The sequence below is a fragment of the Streptomyces sp. NPDC004539 genome (assembly GCF_040610055.1).
Lineage (GTDB): Bacteria > Actinomycetota > Actinomycetes > Streptomycetales > Streptomycetaceae > Streptomyces.
This window is the reverse complement of record NZ_JBEXLS010000051.1, coordinates 1-24,961: the sequence shown is the minus strand read 5'-3', so window position 1 is coordinate 24,961 and position 24,961 is coordinate 1. Positions and strand designations below refer to the sequence as shown.

Genomic DNA, 24,961 nt, shown 5'->3' with positions numbered 1-24,961 from the left:
GCATGAGGGGCTTGCCGGGGCAAGGGGTTTCGCAAAGGGGTTTTGCTAAGGCAAGCCTTACCTTAACCCTTCGATCTGTGGGGAAGCGGACAGGGGGGAGGGCGCGGGCGGGGTCGGGTGCCTGGTCAGGCGCTTCCGTGGTTGTCGGGGCGCTCGATCGGGAGGGTGGTGATGCCCAGGTCCCTGCGCATGTGCTGGCGCACCTCGTAGAGGCCCTCGGAGGCGGCCTGGAGTTCTTCGAGAAGGGCGTCCAGGGGGGTGGGGGTGCGGTGGGAGGGGTGTTCGTGGCGGGTCAACTGGGTGTGGACGCGCTGGAGTTGGTGGACGACTTTGCCCGCGGCGAGGAGGACGTCGTCCGATACGACGAGTTGGGCCGTCGCGTATGCCTCGCGGAGGTCTCGGAGGGCGTCCGTGCGGTCGGTGGCGTCGGGGGTGGCCGGGGCGGCGTCGGGGGTGTTCGAGGTTGCCGCCGCCGCTGCCAGGGACTCCCTGTGCTGCCAGAGGAGCAGGTGCAACTCCCTGATCGCCTTGTTGAGTTGGACGTACGACACTCTTCGTGCCTCGGCGTTCTCGCGGCGTTCCGCCGCGCCGCGCTCCTCCTGCCGCTCCTTGCGGGCGTGCTCCAGCTCCATCGACGTGGAGCGGAGGGTGCCTCGGTGGGCCAGGATGCCGGAGAGGAGCGTGCCGGCGACGCCGACCACGGCGACGATGAGGGCGCTGGTGGAGGGGGACATGGGGGGACGGTAGCTCAGGCGGGCGGCGGGGCGGGTGGCTCAGAGCCCCTGCAAGCCCTCGTACGCCGTCGACACGACCTCCAACCCCCGCTGGTCCTGGGCCGGTTCGCGCATCTGGTTGGTCACGTACGCGACGACCATCCGGGCGTCGGGATCGACGAGGACCAGGGAGCCGCCCCAGCCGCCCCAGCCCAGCGTGTTGCCGAACAGCCCGTATCCGAGGCCCCATTGGACCGGCATCCCCAACAGCCGGTCCTCGCCGGTGAATTGGGTCAGGCGGGCCAGCTCCAGGGTGCGGCCGGTGAGCCGGGTCTGCGCGAGGGCGACGGAGCGGGCGTTGCCGTATCCGCTGGCCGCGGGGATCTGGGAGCGGCGCCAGGGAAGGGAGTTGCCGTCGCGGACGCGGATGCGGGCGGGGGCGTCCGGGTCGGGCGCCGGCGCGTTCGCCCCCGGTGCGCTCGCCGCGTACTCCTCCGTCTCCCCCGGCGGGGGGACGGTCTCGGCGACCCGGTGGTCGTGCTCGGCGGCCAGCCCGATGTGGAAGTCCGCGTCCAGCGGGCCCGCGATCTCCGCCGCGAAGAACTCGCCGACGGTCCGCCCGGTGATCCTCCGTACGACCTCGCCCACCAGGTACCCCTGCGTCAGCGAGTGGTACCCCGCTTCCTCGCCCGGCGTCCACTGCGGGGTCAGGCCCGCGAGACGTTCGGTGACGGCCGTCCAGTCGTACAACTCCTCCACCGTGCCCGGCCAGTCGGGGAGGCCGGCGGTGTGCGAGAGGAGGTGCCGGACGCGTACGTCCTTGGCGCCGAACTCCGGCCAGTAGTAGGTGACTTCCGTGTCCGGGTCGAGCAACTTCCGTTCGATCAGGGTCAGTGCCGTCAGTGCGGTCATCGTCTTCGTCACCGACCACACGTTCGTGAGCGTGTCCTGTCGCCAGGGGGTGCTGCGCGCTGCGTCCGCGTATCCGCCCCACACGTCCACCACGGGCCGCCCGTCCACGAACACGGCGACCGAGCCGCCGGTGTCGCCCTCGTCCAGGAGGCGGGCGAGGAGGGTCGGGACGGAGCGGAAGAGTTCGTCGTACGTGCCCTGGATGTCGGCCATGTAGGGCATTAGCGGGGGGAGTCGGGGTGCAGGGCAACCGAATTACGCTGACGTGCGCGGGAGTTGCCCCGCGACTCACGCCCGGTACAGCACCCCCGTACCGCCCAACCCGCAGTATCCGCCCGGGTTGTGGGCGAGGTACTGCTGATGCAGCGCGCTCGCCGGATAGAACGGGTACTCCTCCGCCGCCAGGATCTCGGTGGTGATCTCCCCGTACCCGGCCTCCGTGAGGCACTTCTGATAGACGGCGAGCGAGCCCTCGGCGGCGTCCCGCTGCGCTCCGTCCCGCACGAAGATCAGCGAACGGACGTGCGTCCCCACGTCGTTGCCCTGCCGGAACCCCTGCGTGGGGTCGTGCGCCTCCCAGAACAGCACGAGCAGATCCTCGTACGACACCCGCGCGGGGTCGTACACCACCCGTACGGTCTCGGCGTGCCCGGTCATCCCGGTCCGCACCTCGTCATCAACGGGAAACGGGGTAAACCCGCCCTGGAACCCGACGACGGTGGTCCAAACCCCCGCCAGCACCTGCCAGTACCGCCTCTCGGCCCCCCAGAAACACCCCAACGCGAACTCCGCCACCCCGTACCCCTCCGGATACGGCCCCAACAACCCCGTCCTCAACACCACATGCCTCTCCGGCACCTCATACGCCAACGCCCCCCTCCCCACCGGCGCCTCCTCCCGCCCCGGCATCCTCAACTCCCGCCGCCCAAACCCCACAACGCCCCCTCCCATCCCGCCCGAACCTGAACTCCCCATTGTCCGATGGGGAGTGGCGAGTGCACAGGGGGAGGCCGGACGGGGTGGGTGGGTTTTCGGCCGTGGGGGAGTCTGGGGCAGGGGGCGGGTGGTGGTCGCGGCGTTGTGTGTGGTGGGGGCTGATGTTCCGTTCCCGGCAGGGTGGTACCCGTAGCGGACCGAACGGGGAGGCCCGTCGGATCGAGCAACTGTGCGTCGGACCACAGGGGTTGGAGGGGTTGCGGGACACATGCCGTGCGGTCGTCACGGGTGACGTCTGGGCCCAGGCGCCGACCGGTCTCGGGGGTCGGCGCCTTCCTCGCGTACGTCGAGCACCGGTGAACCGAGGCCGTGACCAGCGACGCGTGACCGGCCGCGGAGCGTTCCTTCGAGGCGGCGGCTCCCCTTTCCGCCCGTAGGGCCCGGCGGTGGTGCAGAAGGAAGGCCGCGAACGAGACCAGCAGCCCGGCGAGCGCGATGCCGGTCACCCAGGCTTCCCCCATGTCAGCTCCTGACGACGTACGAGAGTCGAGCCGCGGTGGGTTTCGGTGTCATCGCCACCGTCCAGACGATTGAACATCCCGCCGCGCGGCCACTTCAATGGCCGGATGACCACGGCACCCATGACCGGCGGCGGGCTCGTCGCCGGCAGCGTTTCCCTCGATGACGTCATGACGGAGCTCGGCCGGCGTCGGCCGGTGTTTCATTCCGAGGCTGATATGCAGCACGGGTTCGCCCGGCAGCTGTGGGAGCTTGCGGGGGGCGTGGAATCCAGGCTCGAAGTGCCGCAGCGGCGGGACTCGGGGAAGACGGAGTACCTGGACCTCCTGTGCATCGGACCGGCCCGTACCGCGATCGAGTTCAAGTACTTCACCCGGCGCTGGTCCGGCACGGTGGGTGCTCCGGCCGAGGAGTACAGCTTGAAGGACCACGCCGCGACGGACCTGGCCCGGCTGTACTTCGTACGGGACATAGCCCGGCTGGAGCGCTTCGGCAGGGGGCGGGAGCAGAACGGGTTCGCGGTCATGGTGACCAATGAGGCGTCCCTGTGGACACCGCCCTCGCCGGGGCGGAAGGCGACGCGTGATCAGGACTTCCGGATTCATCAAGGGCGCCGGTTGGAGGGCACGTTGTTGTGGGCGGACGGTGAGTATGCGGCCAACACGTGCAAGCTGGGCGGTATTTACGACCTGGAGTGGAAGCCGTACTCCGAACTGGGCGGGGCGGGTGGGGAGTTTCGCTATCTGGCTGTTCCGGTCGGGTAGTACGTGTGAACGGGAGGGGAGGCGTTGTCGAGGGAGTCGGGACTCAGCGCCCGGCACCCCCTTACCGCTGGCGGAATCGCTCGGCCCCGTCGAGTGTTGGACCGTGCAGACAAGCCGGGCGGCCCGGTGGGTGAGTCGACGAGACGGAGGAGTGGACATGGCGGGGCAGACGCAGAGGGCTGTGCTGGCCGGTGGGTGTTTCTGGGGGATGGAGGAGCTGGTGCGGCGGTTGCCGGGGGTGACCGCGACGCGGGTCGGGTACAGCGGGGGAGATGTCGAGAACGCCACGTACCGTAATCACGGCACGCACGCGGAGGCGCTGGAGGTGCTGTACGACCCCGAGCAGACCGACTACCGCGCGCTGCTGGAGTTCTTCTTCCAGATCCACGACCCGAGCACCAAGAACCGCCAGGGCAACGACATCGGCCTCAGCTACCGCTCGGCGATCTACTACGTGGACGACGAGCAGAAGCGCATCGCCGAGGACACGATCGCGGACGTGGACGCCTCCGGGATCTGGCCCGGCAAGGTCGTCACCGAGGTGGAGCCGGTCGGCCCCTTCTGGGAGGCCGAGCCGGAGCACCAGGACTACCTCCAGCGGTACCCGGACGGCTACACCTGCCACTTCCCCAGGCCGGGCTGGCGGCTCCCGACCCGTACGGAGGGCTGAGCCACCCGTACGACCCTGACGCCGCCCACCCCCGTCCGGTACCCGTAGTACCCCCGGCCCCGCCGGAGGGCACGTGATACCCGTAGTACCCCTACTCCCCCCGAGCCGCCCACGCCGCCGTGTCCCGCACCCGGCAGTAGTACTCCGCCATGTCGTTCCGATACCGCCACGGCAGCGCGTCCACGTACCCGTCGACCAGGCGGAACTGTTCGAGGGACGCCTCGGCGCGGTCCTGCATCGCGAGGTAGAACGCGAGGAGGTGGCGGAGCTCGGGGAGCCGGGGGTGGCCGGGGTCGGCGGCGGCGGCGTCCGCGAGCCCCGCGTTGACGCGGGCGACCATCTCGGGCGTCTGGTCGACGGCGGCGTCGTCGGACTCGTCGTGCTCGAAGTGGGCGATGAGCGGCAGGGCCGTCAGAAGGCTGCCGAGCGGCGCGGAGGCCGCCGCGCGCTCCGCGAAGTCCATCGCGAGCCGCTCGGAACCCCGCCACTTCGCGCACCAGTACTGGAGCGCCGAGAAGTGCGCCTCGTAGTGGTGCGGGTCCCGCGCGACGATCTCCGTCCACAGCTTGTCCATCTCGGAGTTGGGGTACCCGAGCCCGAGCGCGACCCAGATCTCCGTGACGAACGGAGTGGGGTCGTCGGGGTTCAGATCCGCCGCCAGCGCGATCTCCGCGCGGGCGTTCTCCAGCGTCCGGTGGAACCCGGCGAACTGCTCCCCCGTCGTGTACTTCGCCTTCTTCGCACCCCGGATGTTCCACGCGAGGATCACGGTCGAACGGGCCCGTACGACGGCCGCGTCCGGGTCCCCGGGCCGCTCCCGCTCCCACGCGAGCAGCCAGTCGTCCTCCTCGGCGGCCTGCTCCGCGACGAGGTACGCGAACCCGGAGCGCCGTTCCCAGTCCCGCCCGATCCCGGTCATCACCTCGGCGACGGCCCGCCAGTCGCCCCGGCGCGCGGCGGCGAGACCGGTCCGCTGGTCCTCCGGCAGGGGTCCGGCGTACTCGGTGCTCTGCCGTTCGGCCGGCAGCAGACCGAGCCGCTCGGCGTGGGCGGCACCCTCCCCGCCGGGCCCGCCGTCCCCGCTCGGCGAGAAGAACTCCTTCAGGAACACCCAGGCCAGCCAGAGGCCCGCGAGTACTACGGGGGCGGCGAGGACGCCGAGTATCCAGAGCAGGACGGTCATGTCACTTTCCTCAGGGGGGTCAAAGGGCCGGTACGTCTCGGGTACTACGGGACACTCCCGTACATCTCAGGTACTACGGGGTCGCCCCTCCCTCACCCGCCCCCCACCGTCGGCGGCAGCAACGCCCGCAGCGGCCCCGTGTCCGGATGATCCGCCAGCGCCGCCTCCACGGCCGCGTCCAGCGCCTCGCCTCCGGAGTCCCCGGGAAACCGCACCACAGCGGCCTCGGACCACGAGAACTCCCAGGTCAGCAGCGACTGCGCGTTCAGCTCCGCGAGGACCATCGTCGTCAGCAGACCGCGCAGCGGCGGCCGGACGAACTCCCGGAACGCCCGCCCCTTCGCCGCCACCGCCTCGTCGGACAACGGCAGCCGCCGGGCCATCAGCCACACCTGCCCGTCGTCGATGACGGTCAGGAGCGCCGCCACCGTCGGCCGCGCCTTCGTGTGCATCGCCAGCGCCCGGTGCAGCGGGGTGTCGAGCGCGGTGAGCCGCTCGGACATCGACGCGTCCAGCAGCTCCTGCCAGCCCGCCGCCCGCCGCAGCGCCCGCGCCTCGTCGGACAGCGCGGCGTCCTCCAGCGCGGCCAGCGTCCGGGACACGTCCGCGAGCACCCCGAGCGCGGCCCCCTTCGCCTCGTCCGTACGCCCGTCCGCGGGCAGCGCCTCGATCCGCCGCACCCGCTCCGCGATCGGCGGATGCGAGTCGTACGGCGACACCGGCTCCGTCGGCAACTCGGTGCGCGCGTCGGCGAGTTGGAGTTCGCGGGCGGTGAGGAGCCGGCCGAAGCCGCCGAAGAACTCACCGCGCGGCGGCAGCAGCCCGGCCGGTGCGCCGAGGGTGGCGTACGACTCCAGGTAGAAGTCGTGGGCCGAGTCCAGCACCGGGATCTCGCGCAGCGCGGAGGCCGCCGCGTCCCGGCCCGCGATCCGCGCGGACGCGAGGTCGGCGGCGAACTCCTGGTCGCGGGCGGTGGAGAGGGAGGCGCGCAGGTAGAGGCCGCCGTACCAGCTGTAGATCCCGGCCATCGCCCGGTACGTCACCCCCGCCCCGGAGACGTCCGTCCCGCGCGTCTTCCTCCCCTTCGCGAGCCGCTTGGCGTCGGCCTTCTCCTGCCGGGCCCGCTCCTTGTCCTGCTTGGCCTCGGCCTTCGTGCGGAACTGCTCGATCGTCCGCCCGATCTGCGTGCGCCCGCGCACGACCAGCGCGGACAGCCGGGTGTCACCGCCGGTGAAGTGTCCGTACTCGTGCGCCAGAACCGCTCTGAGCTGGGCCTCGCTGAGGCCGGTCAGCAGCGGGACGCCGAGGAAGAGGCGGCGCGGGCCGGGGAGCAGGCCGAGCAGGCGCGGGTACTCGCTGACCGCGGCGTTGACGTCGGCCGTCAGGACGATCTCGTCCGGCACCCGCGTCCCCGACGCCAGGGCCAGCTCCCGCACCAGCGCCCACAGCCGGGGTTCGTCCGCCTCGCCGACCCTCAGTCCGACCGGCTCGTCGTCCTTCGGCCTGCGGATCATGAGCATGCCGCGTACGACGGGGATCGCGAGCAGCACCGACACGATCGCGAGCTTCCCGGACACCGAGGCGGGCAGCCAGGTGAACGCCGCCGCGTCCAGGCCCGCGAGCGCGGCCAGCAGGGCGACGCCGAGCAGATAGAAACCGGCCAGCAGCAACAGGGCGCGCGCGGCGCGCAGAGTCGGGCCCATCGGGCTGATCCCCCCACGAGATCGTCAGCAGAACTGGTCGGTGTGGTCGCATCGGCCAGGGATTGTGGGGGGAAGCGGAGTATCCATCGGCGCAGGTCAGGTGGGCAATCCCGGGGTCCGGTAAGGGTGGAATGTTCCTGACAAATTTGAGGTTCGCGGGGCCGTGGACGCGGAGGGGGCGGTTCCGGGGGCACAGGGGCGGCTTCCGGCCTCGACGCACCGGCCTCGCGGCCCCGCCCCTGGCCTCGCGGCCCCGCCTCCGGCCTCGCAGCCCCAGCACCCCGGCTTCGGCACGCCGGCCTCGCAGCCCCAGCGCTGCGGCCTCGCACCCCGGGCCCCGTCACCTCGGCCTCGCCCCCCGGCCTCTCAGCCCAGCCCTGCGCCCCCCGGCCCTGAACCCCACCCCCTCACACCCCCACCCTCACGCATGCAGCGTCGCCGGGCTCCCCCCGTTCGCCTCGTACCCCGCGACCGCCAGCGCGCGGTACACCGCGAACTCGGCCGCCGGGTCCGCGGAGAGCGTCCAAGGGAGGGCGCCCACATGCCCGTCCACATGGACGAGCTGGTTCATCGCCTCGGCCCAGCGCTCCGAGCGGACCAGGAAGAAGATCAGGAGATGCCGGACGTGCGCCAGCATCGGGTCGTCCCGCCGCGCGGAGTGCACCGCGTGCAGCGCGCCGTGGATCGCCTTCGTGACGACCTCGCTCTGGTAGAAACCTCGGACGAGATTGACTTCGGGGAGATGCTCGAACACCGAGAACAGGGGCATCGCCGCCAGCAGCGACCCCTGCGGCGCGCGGGCCGCGGCGGCCTCCGCGAAGGACTGGGCCAGCTCACGGGAGCCGTGCCACTTCTCGCACCAGTAGTGCAGGGCCGCGAGATGCGCGCCCATGTGGTTCGGCGCGCGGTCCAGGATCTTCAGCCAGAGCTGCTCGAACTCCTCCCGCGAGTAGTTCAGCCCGCGCGCGATCGACAGCTCGACGATGTACGGCACCGGATCGCCGGGGGAGAGGAGCGCCGCCTGCCCGCAGGCCGCCTTCGCCTCCTCCATGATGATCCGGAAGTCGTCCGTCCCCGGCGCGGACGTCCGCCACGCCTGCTGCACCAGGAACTCGGCGTGCACCGCCGCGCCGCCCGCGTCCTTCGGCTGCTCGGCCCGCCACACCCGCAGCCACTGCCCGCCCGGGCTGTCGCTCACCCCGCCCGGCCGCTGCTGGAGCTCCAGCGCCGCCGCCCCGGCGAACGCCTGCACCCGCTGCCAGCGGACCTCGCCGTCCTTCTCCGTCCCCGCGAGCAGCTGCCGCGCCGCGCCGTAGTCCTGCGAGCGCTGCACCACGTCCAGCACATCGGTCAGGTCCCGGTCGGGGCCCGGCATCCGGATGTCCAGCTCCTCCTCCCGCACGAAGCCGTAGTCCGCCGGGTCCGCCGCGTCCGGATGCCCCGGCTGGACCAGCTCGATCCCGCCCCGCCTGCGCCGCAGATACGGCAGCAGCACGAAGCTCAGCAGCAGCGCCCCGAACAGGACCAACAAAATCTCCATGCCTCAAGCGAACCAGACCGCACCGACAAATGGCCAACCCCTCCCCCTCAGCCTGTGGATAACTTCCCGGCCTGTGGACAACCCCGCCCTCACCCTGTCCTCAACCCGCGCCCTACCTCGCCCCCACCCCACCCGTACCCCACCCGTACCGCACCACCGCCCCGAGCGCACTACCCTCGGAACCCATGAGCGACAGGCACATCAGTCAGCACTTCGAGACGCTCGCCATCCACGCGGGCAACACGGCGGACCCCCTGACCGGGGCGGTCGTCCCGCCGATCTACCAGGTCTCGACCTACAAGCAGGACGGCGTCGGCGGGCTGCGCGGCGGCTACGAGTACAGCCGCAGCGCGAACCCCACGCGCACGGCGCTGGAGGAGAACCTCGCGGCGCTGGAGGGCGGTCGGCGCGGGCTCGCGTTCGCGTCGGGCCTGGCGGCCGAGGACTGCCTGCTGCGCACCCTGCTGAGCCCGGGCGACCACGTGGTCATCCCGAACGACGCCTACGGCGGCACGTTCCGGCTGTTCGCGAAGGTCGTCGCCCGCTGGGGCGTGGAGTGGTCGGTGGCCGACACCAGCGACCCGTCCGCCGTCCGCGCGGCGATCACCCCGAACACCAAGGCCGTCTGGGTGGAGACCCCCTCCAACCCGCTGCTCGGCATCACCGACATCGCCGCGGTCGCCCAGATCGCGCACGACGCGGGCGCGCGCCTCGTCGTCGACAACACCTTCGCCACGCCCTACCTCCAGCAGCCGCTGGCGCTCGGCGCGGACGTCGTCGTGCACTCGCTGACGAAGTACATGGGCGGCCACTCCGACGTCGTGGGCGGCGCGCTGGTCACGGCCGACGAGGCGCTCGGCGAGGAGCTGGCGTACCACCAGAACGCGATGGGCGCGGTCGCCGGGCCCTTCGACTCCTGGCTGGTGCTGCGCGGGGCGAAGACGCTGTCCGTGCGGATGGACCGGCACAGCGAGAACGCCACGAAGATCGCCGACATGCTGACCCGGCACGCGCGCGTGACGAACGTGCTCTACCCCGGGCTCCCGGACCACCCGGGGCACGAGATCGCCGCGAAGCAGATGCGGTCCTTCGGCGGGATGATCTCCTTCCAGGTGACCGGGGGCGAGGAGGCGGCCGTCGAGGTCTGCAACCGCACGAAGGTGTTCACCCTCGGCGAGTCCCTCGGGGGCGTCGAGTCCCTCATCGAGCACCCCGGCCGGATGACGCACGCGTCGGTCGCCGGTTCCGCGCTCGAAGTCCCCGCCGACCTCGTCCGGCTCTCCGTCGGCATCGAGAACGTCGAGGACCTCCTGGAGGACCTGAAGCAGGCGCTCGGCTGAGTTCTCCTCGGCCGGGTCACCAGCCCGTGACGGGTGGGGTCGTCTCCGACGGCGGCTCCACCCACGGGTGCGCGAGAGCCGCCCACACGGTGAACGCGACGACCCCCGCGCACAGCAGCGTCCACATCACCCGGCGCGCCGTCCTGTGCCACCGCAGCAGCCGCGCACCCCGGCGCACGGCCTCCGCCGTCACCTCCGGCGGCACCACCAGCGTGCGCCCCTCCATCATCCGCCGCACGGTCACCTCGCGGTTCGACCGGGTGCTCACGACGGCACGGCCTTCGGCGCGGGCCGGGCCGGTGCCGGGCCCCGGGGCGGGTGCAGGAGGTTCGTCGTGGCGCGGTGGCAGATCGCCCGGGCGCGTTCGGGGGAGAGGCCGAGGAGGGCCGCGATCTGTTCCTCGGCGATGCCCTCGTGGTGACGCAGGACCAGGATCAGCCGCTCCTGGGGGCTCAGGCGGGCCAGCGGCGAGTCCGGGTGCGTGGCGTGGTGGCGCCAGGCGGAGTGCGCGAACCGGGTGGCGAGCTGCCCGCGCGCGTGGTCGTACGGATCACCGCCCTGGACGCGGTCCCAGGAGGCGTACGTACGGGCGAGGGCGAGCGCCAGCAGGCGTCGCGCGCGCGGGTTGTCGTCCGCGGTCTCCCCGGTGATCAGCGTGGCCGTCCACAGCAGCCGCCCCCCGGCCCCTGCCACGAACGCCTCGAACTCCCGCACCCCGCACCTCCCCCGGCGTCCCGACCGTCCTCATCTGAGGACAACGACCCCCCACCGGTCAACCCCTGTGCGCGGACGGCCCCTCAGGACGCCAGTACGGGCCCCCGGACCCGTCCCTCGGCCCCCGGCCGCCCCGGTGCTCCCTCAGGACTCGTCCTGCGCGGGCTCCGTCCCGGCGACACCCTGCGTCGACATCCGCTCGGAGAGCGCCGTGTTGAAGCGGGTCAGGAGGGAGCAGAAGGCTTCGCGTTCCTCCGGCTGCCAGTCCTCGGTGAGCTCGGCCATCAGCTGACGGCGGGAGGAACGGACCTCCTCCAGGCGCGACTTGCCGCGCGGGGAGAGCTGGAGGACGACCGCGCGGCCGTCCTCGGGGTGGGAGGTGCGCTTGACGAGACCGGTGTCGACGAGCGGCGCGACCTGCCGGGTGACCGTCGAGGAGTCGATGCCCATGCTGGCGGCGAGCGCCTTGACGCCCATCGGGCCCTCTTTGTCGAGCCGGTTGAGCAGCAGGTAGGCCGCGCGGTCCATGGAGTTGCGGACCTGGCCCACCCCGCCGAGCCGGGTCTGCTCCGCGCGCCGGGCGAAGAGCGCGACCTCGTGCTGGAGGGCGTCGAGAAGACCGGTGTCACCGACGGTCGTCATGTCCATCGACATTTCAGGTGTTGTGGGCATGGCCGGGGGCTCGCTCCATCATGAAGGCTCTGGGTTGGGGGACAGGGTACGCGGCCGGACGGGCGGCCGTACCGGCGCTGCGCAAACCTGTCCGCGCCTCGGTCGGGCGACTCGTTCCCGCCTGTGAACTGCGATGCTGGAGTCATGAGCTACCGCACGGCTGACTCCTTTCGTCCCGTCACATTGGACGACGTCCGGGGCGCCCAGAAGATGCTCTCGGGCATCGCGCGGACGACGGCCATGGAAGGCAGCCGGTACCTGACTCAGCTCGTCGGCTCCCCGGTCCACCTCAAGTGCGAGAACCTCCAGCGCACGGGTTCCTTCAAGCTGCGCGGCGCGTACGTCCGGATCGCCGGCCTCCTCCCCGAGGAGCGCGCCGCCGGGGTCGTCGCCGCGAGCGCGGGCAACCACGCGCAGGGCGTCGCCCTCGCCTCGGCCCTCCTCGGCGTGCACGCCACGGTCTTCATGCCGCAGGGCGCCCCCCTGCCGAAGATCAGCGCGACCCGGGAGTACGGCGCGGAGGTCCGCCTGCACGGCCAGGTCGTCGACGAGACCCTCGCGGCGGCCGAGGAGTACGCCGCCGAGACGGGCGCGGTCTTCATCCACCCCTTCGACCACGCGGACGTCATCGCAGGTCAGGGCACAGTCGGCCTGGAGATCCTGGAACAGTGCCCGGAGGTGCGGACGATCGTCGTCGGCATCGGCGGGGGCGGCCTCGCCGCCGGTATCGCGGTCGCCGTGAAGGCGCTGCGCCCGGACGTCCGGATCGTCGGCGTGCAGGCCGCCGGTGCCGCCGCCTACCCGCCCTCGCTCGCGGCCGGACGGCCCGTGTCGGTGCCCGCGCCGCTGACGATGGCCGACGGCATCCGCGTCGGCCGCCCCGGGGACGTGCCCTTCGGACTCGTCCGCGACCTCGTCGACGAGGTGCGTACGGTCACGGAGGACGAACTGTCCGCCGCGCTGCTGCTCTGCCTGGAGCGGGCCAAGCTCGTCGTGGAACCGGCGGGCGCGAGCCCCGTCGCCGCGCTGCTGGGCGAGCCCGGCGCGTTCGAGGGGCCGGTCGTCGCGGTCCTGTCGGGCGGGAACGTCGACCCGGTGCTGATGCAACGCGTCCTGCGGCACGGAATGGCGGCACAGGGCCGCTACCTCGCCGTACGGCTGCGCCTCACGGACCGTCCCGGCGCCCTCGCGACGCTGCTCGGGGTGCTGTCGGGCGCCGACGCGAACGTCCTCGACGTCAGCCATGTCCGCACCGACCCGCGGCTCGGGCTGAGCGAGGCCGAGGTCGAACTGCACCTGGAGACGAAGGGTCCGGCGCACTGCGCCGAGGTCGGCGGGGCGCTGCGGGCCGCGGGCTACACCGTCATCGACTAGAACGCCGCAGGTCACGAGAGAGCCGCTCACCCGCACGGGTGAAGTGCATTGAGCAACGCGATACATCGCGTTATGGTGTGTCGTACATCGCTCGAACGGCTGTCGGGCGATCCGCGAGTCACGAACCTACGCTTTTCGCAAGGCCCCTTCGTACGATCCGAAGAATCCCCGATGACGTGGAGAACCCAATGCCGGGTGCCATCTACGCCGAAGGACTCGTGAAGACCTTCGGTGACGTCAAAGCCCTCGACGGCGTCGACCTCGACGTCCCGGAGGGCACGGTCCTGGGCCTGCTCGGGCCCAACGGCGCGGGCAAGACCACCGCCGTACGCTGCCTGACGACCCTGCTGCGCCCCGACCGGGGCCGCGCGGTCGTCGCCGGGCTCGACGTCCTCAAGCAGCCCAACGAGGTCCGCCGCTCGATCGGCCTCTCCGGCCAGTTCGCCGCGGTCGACGAATACCTGACCGGCCGCGAGAACCTCGTCATGGTCGGCCGCCTCTACCAGATGTCCGCCCGCCAGGCGAAGGCCCGCGCGGCCGAACTCCTCGACCGCTTCGACCTCGCGGACGCCGCGGACCGCACCGCCAAGACCTACTCCGGCGGCATGCGCCGCCGCCTCGACCTCGCCGCCGCCCTCGTCGTCTCCCCGCCGGTGATGTTCATGGACGAACCGACGACCGGCCTCGACCCCCGCAACCGCCTGCTCCTGTGGGAGGTCATCAAGAACCTCGTCTCCGGCGGCACGACCCTCCTGCTCACCACGCAGTACCTGGAGGAGGCCGACCAACTGGCCCACGACATCGCCGTCGTCGACCACGGCCGCGTCATCGCCCGGGGCACCTCCGACCAGCTCAAGGCGCGCACCGGCGGCGAGCGCGTCGAGGTCGTCGTCCACGACCGCGCGCACATCCCGACCGCCGCCGACCTCCTCACCGCCTCCGGCAAGGGCTCCGTCACCGTCGAGGAGCACACCCGCCGGCTCACCGTCCCCGTCACCGGCGGCGCCAAACTCCTCGCCGAGATCATCCGCGAACTCGACCTGCGGGGCATCGAGATCGACGACATCGGCCTGCGCAGGCCCACCCTCGACGACGTCTTCCTCTCCCTCACCGGACACGTCGCCGAGGAGAAGCCCGACACCGACACCACCCCCGAGACCGGCACCGAGAAGAAGGGCAGGGCCGCGAAATGACCGCCACCGACCCCCGCGTCGTCCCCGCCCCGCCGCACCCCGCCGTCCAGTCCTTCCGGGACTCCATGGTCGTGGCCAAGCGGAACCTGATCCGCATGTCCCGCATCCCGGAGATGGTTCTCTTCGGGGTCATCCAGCCGGTCATGTTCGTGATCCTGTTCGCCTACGTCTTCGGCGGCTCCATGAAGATCGGCAACAGCACCGACCCCGACGTCTACAAGAACTTCCTGATGGCCGGGATCTTCGCCCAGACCGTCACCTTCGCCACCGCCGGAGCGGGCGCCGGTATCGCCGACGACATGCACAAGGGCCTCATCGACCGGTTCCGTTCCCTGCCGATGGCCCGCGGCGCGGTCCTCACCGGGCGCACCGTCGCCGACCTCGTCCAGACCGCCCTCACCCTCGTCGTCCTCGCCGTCGTCGCCCTCCTCGTCGGCTGGCGCCTCGGCACGGCCCAGCCCACCAACTTCGGCAAGATCCTCGGCGGCTTCGGCCTCCTGCTCCTGCTCGGCTACGCCTTCACCTGGATCGGCGCGCTGATCGGCCTCTCGGTCCGCACCCCCGAAGCGGCCACCTCCGGCGGCCTCATCTGGCTCTTCCCGGTCACCTTCATCTCCAACGCCTTCGTCGACTCCGCCCAGATGACCCCCTGGCTGCGGCACATCGCCGAATGGAACCCCTTCAGCGCGACTGTCCAAGCCTGCCGCCAGCTCTTCGGCGACCCCGGCCTCTCCCGCTCCGACGCCTGGCCCATGCAGCACCCCGTCTGGGCCTCGGTCCTCTACTCCCTCCTGATCATCCTCGTCTTCCGCACCCTCGCGGTCCGCAAGTACCGCTCGGCCACGGCATGATCTGGTCCAGCTGGCTCCGCCTGACCGCCCCAGGAGCCCTGCCGCTGCCCCGCACCCCCGAGGCACCCCGGATCACCGTCCGTCCGGACCGCCCCCGGCGACGGCCGGCCCGGGGCCCCGCACATGACGAGACCCCCGGCACCGAAGCGGTGGCGGGGGTCTGCCGAGGGCGCGTGGGGGCTCAGCCGTTGTACGGCTCCGCCTTCAGGATGCGGACCATCGCCTTCCTCCCGTTGGGGAGTTCGTACTCCGCGTCCTCGCCGACCTTGTGCCCGGTCACACCGGAGCCCAGGGGCGACTGAGGGGAGTACGTCTCGATCTCGGTGCTCGCGTATTCGCGGGACGCCAGCAGGAACGTCAGGGTGTCGTCCTCGTCGCCGTCGAAGGCGATCGTGACGACCATGCCCGGAGCGACCGTGCCGTCCGCCGACTGCGGAGTCTCGCCGACCTTGGCGTGCTCCAGCAGCTGCGTGAGCTGGCGCACGCGAAGCTCCTGCTTGCCCTGCTCCTCCTTGGCCGCGTGGTACCCGCCGTTCTCGCGCAGGTCACCTTCCTCGCGCGCCGCCGCGATCTTCGCGGTGATCTCCGAGCGCGCGGGACCAGTAAGGTACGCAAGCTCGTCCTTGAGCTTGTTGTACGCCTCCTGGGTCAGCCAGGTGACGTTCTCGCTGGTCTGGGTCACAGGTGCTCCTCGTAGGTACGGAAATACAAAGCAACGCCCTACCCCAAAGCATGTTCCTTCAGGGATGGGCGAAACCACGAGCCTAACAATTCGACGGCGGAAGGGGGAGGACATAAGTCACCGGAAAACCGTCACCGCAGGTCAGAGCAGCCCCCTACGCGGGACGCATCGAACGCGCGAGCGCCCGGTTCAGCTCGGATGACACCCCAGCAGCTCGGCGGTCGTCCCCCGGGCCGTCGTACGGAGCGTGACGACCTTGTCGATCCGGGTGTCCGAGCCGGAGAAGCGGAAGTCCGCGCGGCCGACCTCGGAGCCGTCCTCGGCCTGCGAGCGGACCGTGCAGTAGCCGCTGGTGCCCGAGTCCTTGCGGACTTCGAGGTGCACCTCGACGGACGAGTCGGAGACCTGGAAGGCGATCAGCTCACCGCTGATCTCGTTCTGGCCGACGTAGTGCCAGCCGAACCAGCCGATCATCCCGAGGAACAGCACACCCAGGACCCCGCCGAGAACCTTCAGCCGGTGATCGGCCCGGGCGTCGGAGGTACGGCCGTAGCGCCCCTCGGGCGCACCCGCACTTGCCGTACTCATGATGGTCCTCCGGGCCCCGGAACAATTCGCCCCCCGATTCGGTCACTATAGAAGCCCCCCGCGCGCGGGAGAGCACCACCCCCTATCGCACCTGCGGACGTCCGCGGGTGCCGACCGACTGAGGATGAGTCTTGACTGACCAGCTGCGACTGATGGCCGTCCACGCCCACCCCGACGACGAGTCGAGCAAGGGCGCGGCCACGATGGCGAAGTACGTGGCCGAGGGGGTGGACGTCCTTGTGGTGACCTGCACGGGCGGGGAGCGCGGCTCCATCCTCAACCCCAAGCTCCAGGGCGACACGTACATCGAGGAGCACATCCACGAGGTGCGCAAGAAGGAGATGGACGAGGCCCGCGAGATCCTCGGGATCAAGCAGGAGTGGCTCGGCTTCGTCGACTCCGGCCTGCCCGAGGGCGACCCGCTGCCCCCGCTCCCCGAGGGCTGCTTCGCCCTTGAGGACGAGGACAAGGCGGCCGGGGAACTCGTCCGCAAGATCCGTTCGTTCCGTCCGCAGGTGATCACCACCTACGACGAGAACGGCGGCTACCCGCACCCCGACCACATCATGACCCACAAGATCTCGATGATCGCCTTCGAGGCGGCGGCGGACACCGAGAAGTACCCCGAGTCCGAGTACGGCCCGGCCTACCAGCCGCGCAAGCTCTACTACAACCAGGGCTTCAACCGGCAGCGCACCCAGGCGCTGCACGACGCGATGATCGCCCGCGGCATGGAGTCCCCGTACGAGGAGTGGCTCAAGCGGTGGGACGAGTTCGAGCGCGTCGAACGCGTCCTGACCACGCATGTCCCGTGCGCCGAGTACTACGAGATCCGCGACAAGGCGCTCCTCGCGCACGCCACGCAGATCGACCCCGACGGCGGCTGGTTCCGGGTGCCGATGGAGATCCAGAAGGAGGTCTGGCCGACCGAGGAGTACGAGCTCGCGAAGTCCCTCGTCGCTACCTCCATCCCCGAGGACGACCTCTTTGCGGGCATCCGCGACAATGCCTGACATGAGCGCAAGCGTGAGCCTGGCAATGACGCATCTCGTCCCCCTCGCGAAGGAGGTCGACGAGAACAAGGTGACCCCCGGCGTCCTCGGCTTCATCGTCTTCGCCGCGATGGCGTTGGCGGTGTGGGGCCTGATGAAGTCGATGAGCAAGCACATGAACCGGGTCGACTTCAAGGAACCGGCGGGTTCGTCCGCCGCCTCCGCCTCCTCGGAGGACGCCCCGGAGAAGCCCGCCAAGGGCTGACCGCCCGATCGCCCCGAGGGCAGTGGCTCGGTCGTACCGCCGCGATGTGGCGACGACCGGGCCGTACGGCTGTCCCGAGCGGGTTGTGATCCGTGTCACGTTCCCTGTGGGGCCCGCTCCAGGCGCCGGTCCATCCCGCAGTGCAGCGCGTACGCGAGGCCCAGCGGATTGTGGAACGCGTCCGCGAAGTGCCGGGCGAGCGTGTGGGCGATCTCGCCGGCCGTGTCCGTACCGCCGAGATAGCGGGTGACGAACGCGTACGCGTACTCCGCCGCGAACACCTGCGGCATCTCGATCTGCGGGCCCAGCACACCGCCCGCCCCCGCCGTGATCAGCGCGCCGCCCAGGTACGTGAGATCCGCCCCGCCCGGCAGGCCGGCGTAACACGCGTTGAACAGCACCAGCGGCCGGTACGGCAACAGGCCCGCCGTGCGCCGCGCCAACACCGTGTGCGCGTCGATGTCCTGACTGTCCGTCAACTGCACGACGAGCAGCGGCGCGCCCGCGTCCTGCGCCGCCTCGAACCTGCCGTGGCACCAGAAGTACATCAACTGGTCCTCCATCCGGCCCGACTTGAGCGCCGCCAGCAGCTCGTCCCGGCGGGAGCGCTCCACGCATACGGTGCCCTGCGCGAGGGCCGTCGCGACGTCCGCCGCGCGCGTCACGCCGTCCCGGTCGATGTTCCTGTCGTGGTTCAGGCTCACGACCGGGACGGGCGGGGGGAGTTGGGGCTCCGACTCGTCCGGGAAGTCGGCGTATCTGCCGCCCGTCTGCTCGAACTGGTGGCGGTAGCCCAGGAATCGGTGAAGTGGGTTCTCGGCGGAGTCGGCGGGCAGGGCCAGCATGGGCCAGGGGAGGAACAGGGGGGAGTCGATTCTGACGCGCAGGGGTTTCTCGCCGGTCAGTGCGTCCCGTACGACGTTTCGGAGCCGGTCCGCCGCGCGGTCCCCTCGGCCCAGTAGCTCGCTCCACAGCAGGTACGCGCCCTGGTCCGCCAACTCCTCCAGGATCTCCGGGAGTTCGTGTTCGGCGGTGAGGTCCAGGCGGGTCGCGTAGGGCTCGGTGAAGTCGTCCGCCGACTGGTAGGCGACGAGTTCCTTCCGCCACAGGGTGCGCAGGCGGGCCGCGCTCGTGCGGATCGTCGACGGGGAGACGTCCAGGCGGGCCGTGTACTCGTACGGGGACGGGGGGAGGGCCGTGCCGTACGCGCGGGCCCTGATGTGGTCCTCCGCGTAGGTGTCCAGGGTGAGGACCAGGTCCGGGTGGCGGATCGTCGACGCCGGGTGCCTCGTGAAGCCGTGGCTCGGGTCCTGGGTGATGCGCAGGGGGAGTTCCTTCGGCACCGGTCAGGGCCTCCGCAGGGAGGTGGGGGTGGTGCCGGTCGAGGGGGTCGTGGTGGTGTCCGTGACGTCGAACTCCGTCTCCACCTCCTGGAGGACCGTGCCGGTGAGGTGGTGTTCCACCGTGAAGCGGATGCGGTGGGGGCCGGGGCGGTGGGGGGTGAACCGGAATTCGGCGCCGGCGTCCGTGTCGTCCGGCGGGCCGGGGCGGATCGTCACCGCGTGGTCCGGGTCGATGTCCGCCGGGGTGAGGGGGGTGGCTCTCGCCGAGAGCCAGGGGAGGGTGGGGGAGGTGGACCAGGGGTGGCGGGGGCCCGGGACGACCTGGAGGGTCAGGCGGTGGTCGTCGTGCAGGGTGAGGCGGACCTTCGACTCCGTCGCGGGCAGGCGGAATTCGGCGTGCTCGTAGCGGGGTTCCGGGATGAGGAGGCGGGCGGCGAAGGGGATGCGGAAGCGGCCGTGGTCCCAGGGCCATTCGGTGGTGGCCAGGAGGGTGGGTGGGTAGCGGCGGGCTAGTTCGCGGAGGGCTTCGGGGGGTGGGTCTTCGTTGTTGGCGAGGGCTTGGGCGAGGGTGGTCCAGGCTAGGCCGGCTTCGTCGCCGATTTCGGTGAAGCGGGCTCGAGCGTGGGCGAAGGAGTGGGGGCCGGAGGGGTGGTGGGGGTTGCGGATGGCCAGTTCGAGGGAGGTCCAGGCTGAGCCGTGGGGGCAGCCGAGGTTCGCGAATGCCTTGATGTTCAGGGAGAGTTCGATGATCTCGTCTCCGACGCGCCCGGGTGAGGACGGCAGGGAGAGCCAAGCGCGGATGATCGTGAAGTGCCGTGACCAGGCCGCGCACAACTGGTCCCTGAGGACGAGCGGCGCCCGGTGTCTCCAGTCCCCGGCCTTCGACAAGGCGAAGAACAGGTTGGCCCACATCTCGTGGCGCCGGTTCGGCTGAATCCGGGTCGGGAACGCATCGTCGACGGGCACGTCGTCGGTGAAACCGCTGACGCCCAACAGCATGGCCAGCCGCATCTGTTCGGCGCCCGCCCAGTCGATGCCCTCGGCGTCATGGACGTCCTGGAACGCCACCCGAGCAGCGTCGATCAGCTTCTCCCCCTCGTCGAAGTCCCCGCTCAGCAACCGCCAACGCCCGTAGTACAGCATCGCCCACGCCTCGCCCCGCAGGTCCCCGGCGACTTGATGCGCCTCGATCGCGCGGCGCAGGAGTGGGCCCACACCACGCAGGTCACCTCGGTCGCAGGCGACGGCGGCGCGGGTGTGGAGGACCCAGCCGTTGGCAGGACGCCGGTCAGGGATCGCGGCGAGCAGCCGGGCCGCTTCACGTAGGTTCCCCCGCTCCCATTTCTTCACGGCGGCGCCCACCTGGCCGTCCCGGCGTGCGGTGGCGACCGGAGGCGAGCCCGTGTAGACCCAGAGCGCCATCAACTCCAGGACATGATCGGCCCGTTCGAGTTCCGTGGTCAGCGTCCGGACGAGTCCCCGGACGTCGTCGTCCCGCGAGAGGCTCAGCAGCCGCCCGGCCAGCAGGACGTACGTCCACGCGTGCGCGTCGACGAGTGGGCCGTCAGCCGCTTTGAGCAGCCGGGTGAAGACCGAGACCGCCCGGTCGTGGAGTTGCTCGGCAGACCAGCGTCCGGTGACGTCCGCGACGGCCGAACCGTACAGCCGTACCCCCGAGTTGGTCTCACGGGCCAAGTACCGGCCGGACAACTGTGCGATGGCGCCGGGGAGTACGGGGATCGATGAGGCCAGCAGTGGCGGGTAGGGCAGGAAGAGGGTGCCTGTCGTGGTGAGCGCGGCGAGGTGCTCGTACAGCCGACTCGCACCCGGGGACAGCCGGGCGGGCTGCTCGCCGGGTGTGGGCGGGCCGTCTTCGTCGGCGGGTAACTGGTGGTATCCGGTGAGGAGTTCGGAGACACCGAGGGCCGCCACGGCGACCGGCGTCCCGTTGATCAGCCCGCGCACGGTGTCGAGGAGCGGTCGGCCGGCGCCGTCGAGGAGGAGGACGGTGCCGACGGGGAGCCCGCTCAGCACTCGGCGGCAGAGTGCCCGGAGCGACTCGGGGAATTCCGGGGTCGGTTCCAGCTCGGAGACGTCGAACCGCCGCCGCAGCGGAGGCGACGCCAGCAGCCGCAGCAAGGTCACCTCCTGCGGCTCCTCCACCCCGATGTCCTCGACGAGGATCAAGGACTCCCGGGGTACCAGGTGGGCCAACTGCTGCACCAGCAGCGTCCGTCCCCAGTCGGAGCCGCCGCTGACCGCCACCAGCCGCCGCCCGGCCAGCTCCTCGTACAGCCGCTCCCCGTCCATCCCCGCCCCCTCCTGCTCCAGGCCGTCTCCCGAGCAGCCCCGCCGAAGCCGCCACCCCCGTCCCCTCCCGCTCCTATGCCGCCCCCGCCGACACCACCACCCCCATCACCTCCCGCGCATGCCTCCCCGGCACCATCCGCAGCCGCCAAGCCTGCCACCCGGCCTCCAGGCTGACCCCCCTCTCCAGCACCAGCCCGTACGCCTCGACGAAATCACCGAGCTTGTCGTCGCGCAACGGATGCCCCTCGCGGCCGAGTTGGAGAAGCTCCTCCTGGGCGACGGCGGTACCGATCTCGACGCCGCCGGGGGAGGCGTACGGCAGCAGCGTGCAGCGCAGGAACCGTGCCCAGTCCTCCCCGCGCCGGTCCCCGTAGGACGAGAACAGGGAGATCGCCTCGTCGCACAGCGAAAGCGCCTGCGCCGTACGGGCGTTGCCGGCGTCGACGACGGCCAGCTCCAGGCACGTCCACGCCTCCCCGTGCGCCACCCCGATCCGCTGGAAGTCGGCCCGCGCGTCCATCAGCAACTGCCGGGCGAACCCGGAGTTGCGCAGGGACCCGGTCTGCGCGGCCCGCTGATCACGGGTGACGCGGGCGGACTGATGCCGCGCGCAGGCGAGCCCGTAGACGTCCCGCATCCGGGAGAACATCGTCCGGGATCGCTCCAACTCGCGGACGGACCGGTCGAGTTGGCCGATCTCCTCCAGGGCGAGCCCGAGATAGTAGATCGTCCACGCCTCACCCCGGGCGTCCTCGTTCTCCCGGTGCCGGGCGGCGGCGGCCCGCAACTCCTCGGCTGCTAGGGCGGATTCACCGGAGATCAGCCGGGCCCGCGCGAGCTGGGTGAGCGCCCACGCCTCGCCCCGGGAGTCCCGGGTGCGCCCGTACAGTTCGAGCGCCCGGCTCAACTCCCCGACGGCCTCGTCGAGTTCTCCGCGCCGCAGGTTCAACTGGCCCAACTGGTAGTGCGCCCAGGCTTCCCCGTGCACCGACCCACCGCGCCGGTGCAGGACGAGCGACTCCGTCAGCAGCTCCAGCGCCTCCGACAGCCGCGCCCGGTCCCGCTCGACGGCGGCCAGCGCGTGCATCGTCCACGCCCGGTCGGTCGCCAGCTCCGGCGCCTGCTGCATGTCGAGCGCCTCCCGCAGCTTCGCCGCCGCCTCCACCAGGTTTCCCTGGTGGTGCAGGGTGATCCCGAGGGAGCAGAGCGCGCGGGCGGCCCCGGCGTCGTGATGCGCTTCGAGGTACAGGTCGACGACGGACGTCAGCGTCGTCCGCGCCTTGTCCAGCTCCCCGAGCTGCCGCGCGGCGATCCCGGTCCGCCACTGCACGGACCGCACGAGCAGGCTCTGGTCGATGGACTGGGCCAACTCGCTGATCTCGCCCAGCCGGTAGAGGTCGCCGCGCAGCAGGCAGTAGTCGCACAGCGCGCCCAGCAGACTGAGCACGGCCGCCTGGTCGACGCCCTCGGCGTGCCGCAGGGTCGCGGTGATGAAGCTGGACTCGTCGTCGAGCCAGCGCAACGCCTCGTCCAGGGACGTGAATCCGTGCGGGCTGAACCGGTCGGAGCGGGTCGACATGTTGCCGTCGACCAACCGCAGCACCGAGTCGGCGAGTTCGGAGTAGCTGACGATCAACCGCTCCTGGGCGGCGACCAGTTCCGACGTCTCCTCCTCGTCCTGGAGCCGGGCGGCGGCGAAGGCGCGTACCAGGTCGTGCAGCCGGAACCGGTCCCCGCGTACCCGGTCGACGAGCCCGGCGCGGGCCAACTCGCCCAGCAGCCGGGCGGCTTCGGAGCGGTCGGTGGCGAGGAGCGCGGCAGCGGCGGCGGCACCGAGCGAGGCCCGTCCGGCGAGCGCGAGCCGGCGCAGGAGCCGCCGGGTCTGCTCGGGCTGGTCGGTGTAGCGCAGCCACAGGGCCCGGTCCGTGGGGGCCACCGGCCCGTACGCGCCCAACTCCGCCGCGAGCCCGCGGGGTGTGCGCGGGCCGAGCGCGGAACCGGCGACGCGCAGGGCGAGCGGGAGTCCGCCGCACAGGTCCAGGAGCCGGTCGGTCGCCTCGGCGTCGTACGGGCCCGTGCTGTCCTGTGCGGCGGCGGCGAGGAGTTCCTCGGCGCCGGCCGCCTCCAGCGGGCGTACCGGCAACTCGTGGACCCAGGCGCCGAGTTCGGCGGGCAGGGCGAGCGGGGTGCGGGACGTCACGAGGATCAGGCTGTCGGAGCGCTCCGGGATCAGGGCGCGGACCTGGGCCGGGTCGGAGGCGTCGTCGAGGACGACGGTGACCGGGAGTTTCGTGAGGTGCTGGTAGTACAGCTCGCTCAGTCGCTTCACCTGCTGGTCCGCCGACGACCGCTCCCGGAACAGGAGTTGCTCGCGCGGGGCGCCGAGCCGGTTGAGGAGGTGCAGCAGCGCGTCGCGCGTCGACAGCGGGCCTTCGTCCGAACCGCCGCGCAGGTCCACGACGCAGGCTCCCCGGAACTGGTCGCGCAGATCGTGCGCCGCGCGCACCGCCAGCGTCGTACGGCCGCTGCCCGGTTCGCCGTGCAGGACGACCACCGTGGGTCGGGTGCGGGTGCTGGCCCGGCTCGCCTGCACCCACTGCCGGATCTTCGCCAGCTCCTGCCGCCGCCCGGCGAACACCCCGGTGGCCTCGGGGAGTTGGGCGTACGACTGCTCCAGCAGCGTCCGGCCGCGGGCGGCGGCGCTCTTGTCGGCGCCCCGCAGTTGCGGTCCGGCGGTCTTCTTCGGGGCCGTCGACGCGCTCAGCACCCGCTGCTGGTCGAGGAAGGGCCGGATGCCCCGGACCTCCAGGGCCGTCAGCCACTGGAGCCTCAACTGCTCGGCCCCGCCCGGCTGTCCGGCCGCACCGGCCCGGCGGCTCGCGGCCGGCAGATGCGTCCCGGCGACCTTCACGACGGTCGCCGCCGCGCCGACCACCCCGACCGCGACGCCCGCGCCCAGCGCCGTACCGGTGCCGGTCCCCAGCACCAGATCCGCGACTGTCGTCGTCACCGCGGCGACTCCCGCTATCAGCAGGGGAGTTCGCCCGCCCTCCTGCGCGTACCGCTTCCCGAAGGTGACGTTCGCCGCCTCGGCCTCGTTCAACGCCCGTGTGTACGCCTCGTATTCGGCCCCGGCGGTCTCCGCCATCGCGTCCAGCGCACCCCGCGCCCGGCCGAGCAGCACCTTCCCGTCCGTACGGCCCCCCGAGCGCCGCACTTCCTCCTCCACGGCCCGAACCACCAGCCGCTCAGCCTCCACCCGATGACTGTCCCGCATGTCCCGTCCCCCTCCGGCGGCAACAGTTGTCCTTGGTCAAGTGTGCGGCGGGGGGCGCCCCGATGCGAAGGGGCGGATTGGCACCGTCCTGTCACAACTCGTTGCCGCATGTCGGCAAGAAGGGGGCGCACGGGCTGAGTGCGCGTACTCAGAGCGGTTGAGCACACCGACCGGTCACCGGAGCCCGCCCGTCCGTTGGAATGAAGCCATGGACACCGCAACCGACCGCCACGTGCGCATCCTCGCCGGCTGGGGCCTCGGCCTCCTGCTCCCCATGACCGTCCTGGCCTTTCTCGGCAATCTCGCCACCGAGCGGGGAACCCAGTGAGCGTTTTCAGCTTGGCCATCGATCGGGTGATGTCGACAGCGTGCGCAACGCACGAGGCTCCCGTGCCGTTGGGGGAGGTGTTCGAAGTCTCA

At 71.5% G+C, this 24,961-nt stretch carries 22 protein-coding genes; 8 read left to right on the top strand and 14 right to left on the bottom strand.

Going from position 1 to position 24,961, the window contains the following annotated elements; all coding sequences use genetic code 11:
* Positions 1–125: 125 nt before the first annotated feature.
* The 3 genes from ABZX85_RS48855 to msrA (ABZX85_RS48845) form a co-directional block, all read right to left on the bottom strand.
* Positions 126–734 carry a hypothetical protein gene (locus tag ABZX85_RS48855; RefSeq protein ID WP_355884873.1) on the bottom strand — a complete coding sequence of 203 codons (609 nt, stop codon included), beginning with the start codon at positions 732–734 and terminating at the stop codon, positions 126–128.
* Positions 735–773: 39 nt separating this feature from the next.
* On the bottom strand, positions 774–1,838 hold the full coding sequence (locus tag ABZX85_RS48850; protein WP_355884872.1) for a serine hydrolase domain-containing protein: 1,065 nt from the start codon (positions 1,836–1,838) through the stop codon (positions 774–776).
* A 75-nt stretch (positions 1,839–1,913) separates the two neighbouring features.
* Positions 1,914–2,561 carry a peptide-methionine (S)-S-oxide reductase MsrA gene (gene msrA / locus ABZX85_RS48845; protein ID WP_355884871.1) on the bottom strand — a complete coding sequence of 216 codons (648 nt, stop codon included), beginning with the start codon at positions 2,559–2,561 and terminating at the stop codon, positions 1,914–1,916.
* 626 nt (positions 2,562–3,187) lie between these two features.
* On the opposite strand from msrA (ABZX85_RS48845), the gene ABZX85_RS48840 reads away from it, so the two are divergent.
* A complete protein-coding gene (locus tag ABZX85_RS48840) occupies positions 3,188–3,844 on the top strand; it encodes a hypothetical protein (protein ID WP_355884870.1) in 657 nt (218 codons plus the stop codon).
* Between the two features lie 157 nt (positions 3,845–4,001).
* Positions 4,002–4,514, top strand: coding sequence for a peptide-methionine (S)-S-oxide reductase MsrA (gene msrA / locus ABZX85_RS48835; protein ID WP_355884869.1), 513 nt, complete (start codon positions 4,002–4,004; stop codon positions 4,512–4,514).
* Positions 4,515–4,605: 91 nt separating this feature from the next.
* Here the strand turns inward: msrA (ABZX85_RS48835) and ABZX85_RS48830 are convergent, their stop codons facing one another.
* The 3 genes from ABZX85_RS48830 to ABZX85_RS48820 all read right to left on the bottom strand — a co-directional run bounded on the left by ABZX85_RS48830 (position 4,606) and on the right by ABZX85_RS48820 (position 8,940).
* Positions 4,606–5,697, bottom strand: a complete 1,092-nt coding sequence (locus ABZX85_RS48830) for a hypothetical protein (RefSeq protein WP_355884868.1) — start codon at positions 5,695–5,697, stop codon at positions 4,606–4,608.
* 92 nt (positions 5,698–5,789) lie between these two features.
* The gene (locus tag ABZX85_RS48825; RefSeq protein WP_355884867.1) at positions 5,790–7,400 is read right to left on the bottom strand and encodes a M48 family metalloprotease; all 1,611 of its coding nucleotides are present in this window, start codon (positions 7,398–7,400) and stop codon (positions 5,790–5,792) included.
* A gap of 421 nt (positions 7,401–7,821) precedes the next feature.
* Positions 7,822–8,940 (bottom strand): hypothetical protein, encoded by a 1,119-nt coding sequence (locus ABZX85_RS48820; RefSeq protein ID WP_355884866.1) that lies wholly within the window; start codon positions 8,938–8,940, stop codon positions 7,822–7,824.
* 185 nt (positions 8,941–9,125) lie between these two features.
* Between ABZX85_RS48820 and ABZX85_RS48815 the strand changes: the two genes are divergently transcribed.
* Positions 9,126–10,280, top strand: coding sequence for a cystathionine gamma-synthase (locus ABZX85_RS48815; protein WP_355884865.1), 1,155 nt, complete (start codon positions 9,126–9,128; stop codon positions 10,278–10,280).
* Positions 10,281–10,296: 16 nt separating this feature from the next.
* Here the strand turns inward: ABZX85_RS48815 and ABZX85_RS48810 are convergent, their stop codons facing one another.
* The 3 genes from ABZX85_RS48810 to ABZX85_RS48800 form a co-directional block, all read right to left on the bottom strand.
* Complete coding sequence (locus ABZX85_RS48810; RefSeq protein ID WP_355884901.1) at positions 10,297–10,509, bottom strand: hypothetical protein; 213 nt, start codon at positions 10,507–10,509, stop codon at positions 10,297–10,299.
* A gap of 35 nt (positions 10,510–10,544) precedes the next feature.
* Positions 10,545–10,994, bottom strand: coding sequence for a sigma factor-like helix-turn-helix DNA-binding protein (locus tag ABZX85_RS48805; RefSeq protein ID WP_355884864.1), 450 nt, complete (start codon positions 10,992–10,994; stop codon positions 10,545–10,547).
* Between the two features lie 144 nt (positions 10,995–11,138).
* A complete protein-coding gene (locus ABZX85_RS48800; RefSeq protein ID WP_355884900.1) occupies positions 11,139–11,648 on the bottom strand; it encodes a MarR family transcriptional regulator in 510 nt (169 codons plus the stop codon).
* Between the two features lie 162 nt (positions 11,649–11,810).
* On the opposite strand from ABZX85_RS48800, the gene ilvA reads away from it, so the two are divergent.
* From ilvA to ABZX85_RS48785, 3 genes are all read left to right on the top strand, one after another.
* On the top strand, positions 11,811–13,040 hold the full coding sequence (gene ilvA, locus ABZX85_RS48795; RefSeq protein WP_355884863.1) for a threonine ammonia-lyase: 1,230 nt from the start codon (positions 11,811–11,813) through the stop codon (positions 13,038–13,040).
* A gap of 188 nt (positions 13,041–13,228) precedes the next feature.
* A complete protein-coding gene (locus tag ABZX85_RS48790) occupies positions 13,229–14,233 on the top strand; it encodes an ATP-binding cassette domain-containing protein (protein ID WP_355884862.1) in 1,005 nt (334 codons plus the stop codon).
* Complete coding sequence (locus ABZX85_RS48785; RefSeq protein WP_355884861.1) at positions 14,230–15,084, top strand: ABC transporter permease; 855 nt, start codon at positions 14,230–14,232, stop codon at positions 15,082–15,084. Before ABZX85_RS48790 ends, ABZX85_RS48785 begins: the two co-directional genes overlap by 4 nt.
* Positions 15,085–15,265: 181 nt before the next feature.
* Here ABZX85_RS48785 and greA read toward each other — a convergent pair whose 3' ends face one another.
* Positions 15,266–15,766: a transcription elongation factor GreA gene (gene greA / locus ABZX85_RS48780; RefSeq protein ID WP_355884860.1), complete on the bottom strand. Its 501-nt coding sequence runs from the start codon at positions 15,764–15,766 to the stop codon at positions 15,266–15,268.
* Positions 15,767–15,955: 189 nt separating this feature from the next.
* The gene (locus ABZX85_RS48775) at positions 15,956–16,354 is read right to left on the bottom strand and encodes a DUF4307 domain-containing protein (RefSeq protein WP_355884859.1); all 399 of its coding nucleotides are present in this window, start codon (positions 16,352–16,354) and stop codon (positions 15,956–15,958) included.
* A 152-nt stretch (positions 16,355–16,506) separates the two neighbouring features.
* On the opposite strand from ABZX85_RS48775, the gene mca reads away from it, so the two are divergent.
* Together mca and ABZX85_RS48765 are read left to right on the top strand one after the other, a co-directional pair.
* Positions 16,507–17,367 (top strand): mycothiol conjugate amidase Mca, encoded by an 861-nt coding sequence (mca, locus tag ABZX85_RS48770; RefSeq protein WP_355884899.1) that lies wholly within the window; start codon positions 16,507–16,509, stop codon positions 17,365–17,367.
* Positions 17,360–17,611 (top strand): hypothetical protein, encoded by a 252-nt coding sequence (locus ABZX85_RS48765; RefSeq protein ID WP_355884858.1) that lies wholly within the window; start codon positions 17,360–17,362, stop codon positions 17,609–17,611. The genes mca and ABZX85_RS48765 overlap by 8 nt, the downstream gene beginning before the upstream one ends.
* Before the next feature lie 95 nt (positions 17,612–17,706).
* Here ABZX85_RS48765 and ABZX85_RS48760 read toward each other — a convergent pair whose 3' ends face one another.
* From ABZX85_RS48760 to ABZX85_RS48750, 3 genes are all read right to left on the bottom strand, one after another.
* Entirely contained in the window at positions 17,707–18,954 is a 1,248-nt protein-coding gene (locus tag ABZX85_RS48760; protein ID WP_355884857.1) for a CHAT domain-containing protein, read from the bottom strand.
* A gap of 3 nt (positions 18,955–18,957) precedes the next feature.
* Positions 18,958–21,264 carry a hypothetical protein gene (locus tag ABZX85_RS48755; protein ID WP_355884856.1) on the bottom strand — a complete coding sequence of 769 codons (2,307 nt, stop codon included), beginning with the start codon at positions 21,262–21,264 and terminating at the stop codon, positions 18,958–18,960.
* Positions 21,265–21,337: 73 nt separating this feature from the next.
* Complete coding sequence (locus ABZX85_RS48750; RefSeq protein WP_355884855.1) at positions 21,338–24,541, bottom strand: tetratricopeptide repeat protein; 3,204 nt, start codon at positions 24,539–24,541, stop codon at positions 21,338–21,340.
* Positions 24,542–24,961 lie beyond the last annotated feature (420 nt).

What these genes read in the sequence shown, in the direction of transcription:
- ABZX85_RS48765 (WP_355884858.1), top strand. Translation starts at nt 17,360, where the DNA reads ATGCCTGACATGAGCGCAAGCGTGAGCCTGGCAATGACGCATCTCGTC.
- msrA (WP_355884869.1), top strand. Translation starts at nt 4,002, where the DNA reads ATGGCGGGGCAGACGCAGAGGGCTGTGCTGGCCGGTGGGTGTTTCTGG.
- ABZX85_RS48820 (WP_355884866.1), bottom strand. Translation starts at nt 8,940, where the DNA reads ATGGAGATTTTGTTGGTCCTGTTCGGGGCGCTGCTGCTGAGCTTCGTG.
- ABZX85_RS48855 (WP_355884873.1), bottom strand. Translation starts at nt 734, where the DNA reads ATGTCCCCCTCCACCAGCGCCCTCATCGTCGCCGTGGTCGGCGTCGCC.
- ABZX85_RS48800 (WP_355884900.1), bottom strand. Translation starts at nt 11,648, where the DNA reads ATGTCGATGGACATGACGACCGTCGGTGACACCGGTCTTCTCGACGCC.
- ABZX85_RS48785 (WP_355884861.1), top strand. Translation starts at nt 14,230, where the DNA reads ATGACCGCCACCGACCCCCGCGTCGTCCCCGCCCCGCCGCACCCCGCC.
- ABZX85_RS48840 (WP_355884870.1), top strand. Translation starts at nt 3,188, where the DNA reads ATGACCACGGCACCCATGACCGGCGGCGGGCTCGTCGCCGGCAGCGTT.
- ABZX85_RS48775 (WP_355884859.1), bottom strand. Translation starts at nt 16,354, where the DNA reads ATGAGTACGGCAAGTGCGGGTGCGCCCGAGGGGCGCTACGGCCGTACC.
- ABZX85_RS48825 (WP_355884867.1), bottom strand. Translation starts at nt 7,400, where the DNA reads ATGGGCCCGACTCTGCGCGCCGCGCGCGCCCTGTTGCTGCTGGCCGGT.
- mca (WP_355884899.1), top strand. Translation starts at nt 16,507, where the DNA reads ATGGCCGTCCACGCCCACCCCGACGACGAGTCGAGCAAGGGCGCGGCC.
- ABZX85_RS48830 (WP_355884868.1), bottom strand. Translation starts at nt 5,697, where the DNA reads ATGACCGTCCTGCTCTGGATACTCGGCGTCCTCGCCGCCCCCGTAGTA.
- ABZX85_RS48815 (WP_355884865.1), top strand. Translation starts at nt 9,126, where the DNA reads ATGAGCGACAGGCACATCAGTCAGCACTTCGAGACGCTCGCCATCCAC.
- ilvA (WP_355884863.1), top strand. Translation starts at nt 11,811, where the DNA reads ATGAGCTACCGCACGGCTGACTCCTTTCGTCCCGTCACATTGGACGAC.
- ABZX85_RS48755 (WP_355884856.1), bottom strand. Translation starts at nt 21,264, where the DNA reads ATGGACGGGGAGCGGCTGTACGAGGAGCTGGCCGGGCGGCGGCTGGTG.
- ABZX85_RS48850 (WP_355884872.1), bottom strand. Translation starts at nt 1,838, where the DNA reads ATGGCCGACATCCAGGGCACGTACGACGAACTCTTCCGCTCCGTCCCG.
- ABZX85_RS48810 (WP_355884901.1), bottom strand. Translation starts at nt 10,509, where the DNA reads ATGATGGAGGGGCGCACGCTGGTGGTGCCGCCGGAGGTGACGGCGGAG.
- ABZX85_RS48750 (WP_355884855.1), bottom strand. Translation starts at nt 24,541, where the DNA reads ATGCGGGACAGTCATCGGGTGGAGGCTGAGCGGCTGGTGGTTCGGGCC.
- ABZX85_RS48790 (WP_355884862.1), top strand. Translation starts at nt 13,229, where the DNA reads ATGCCGGGTGCCATCTACGCCGAAGGACTCGTGAAGACCTTCGGTGAC.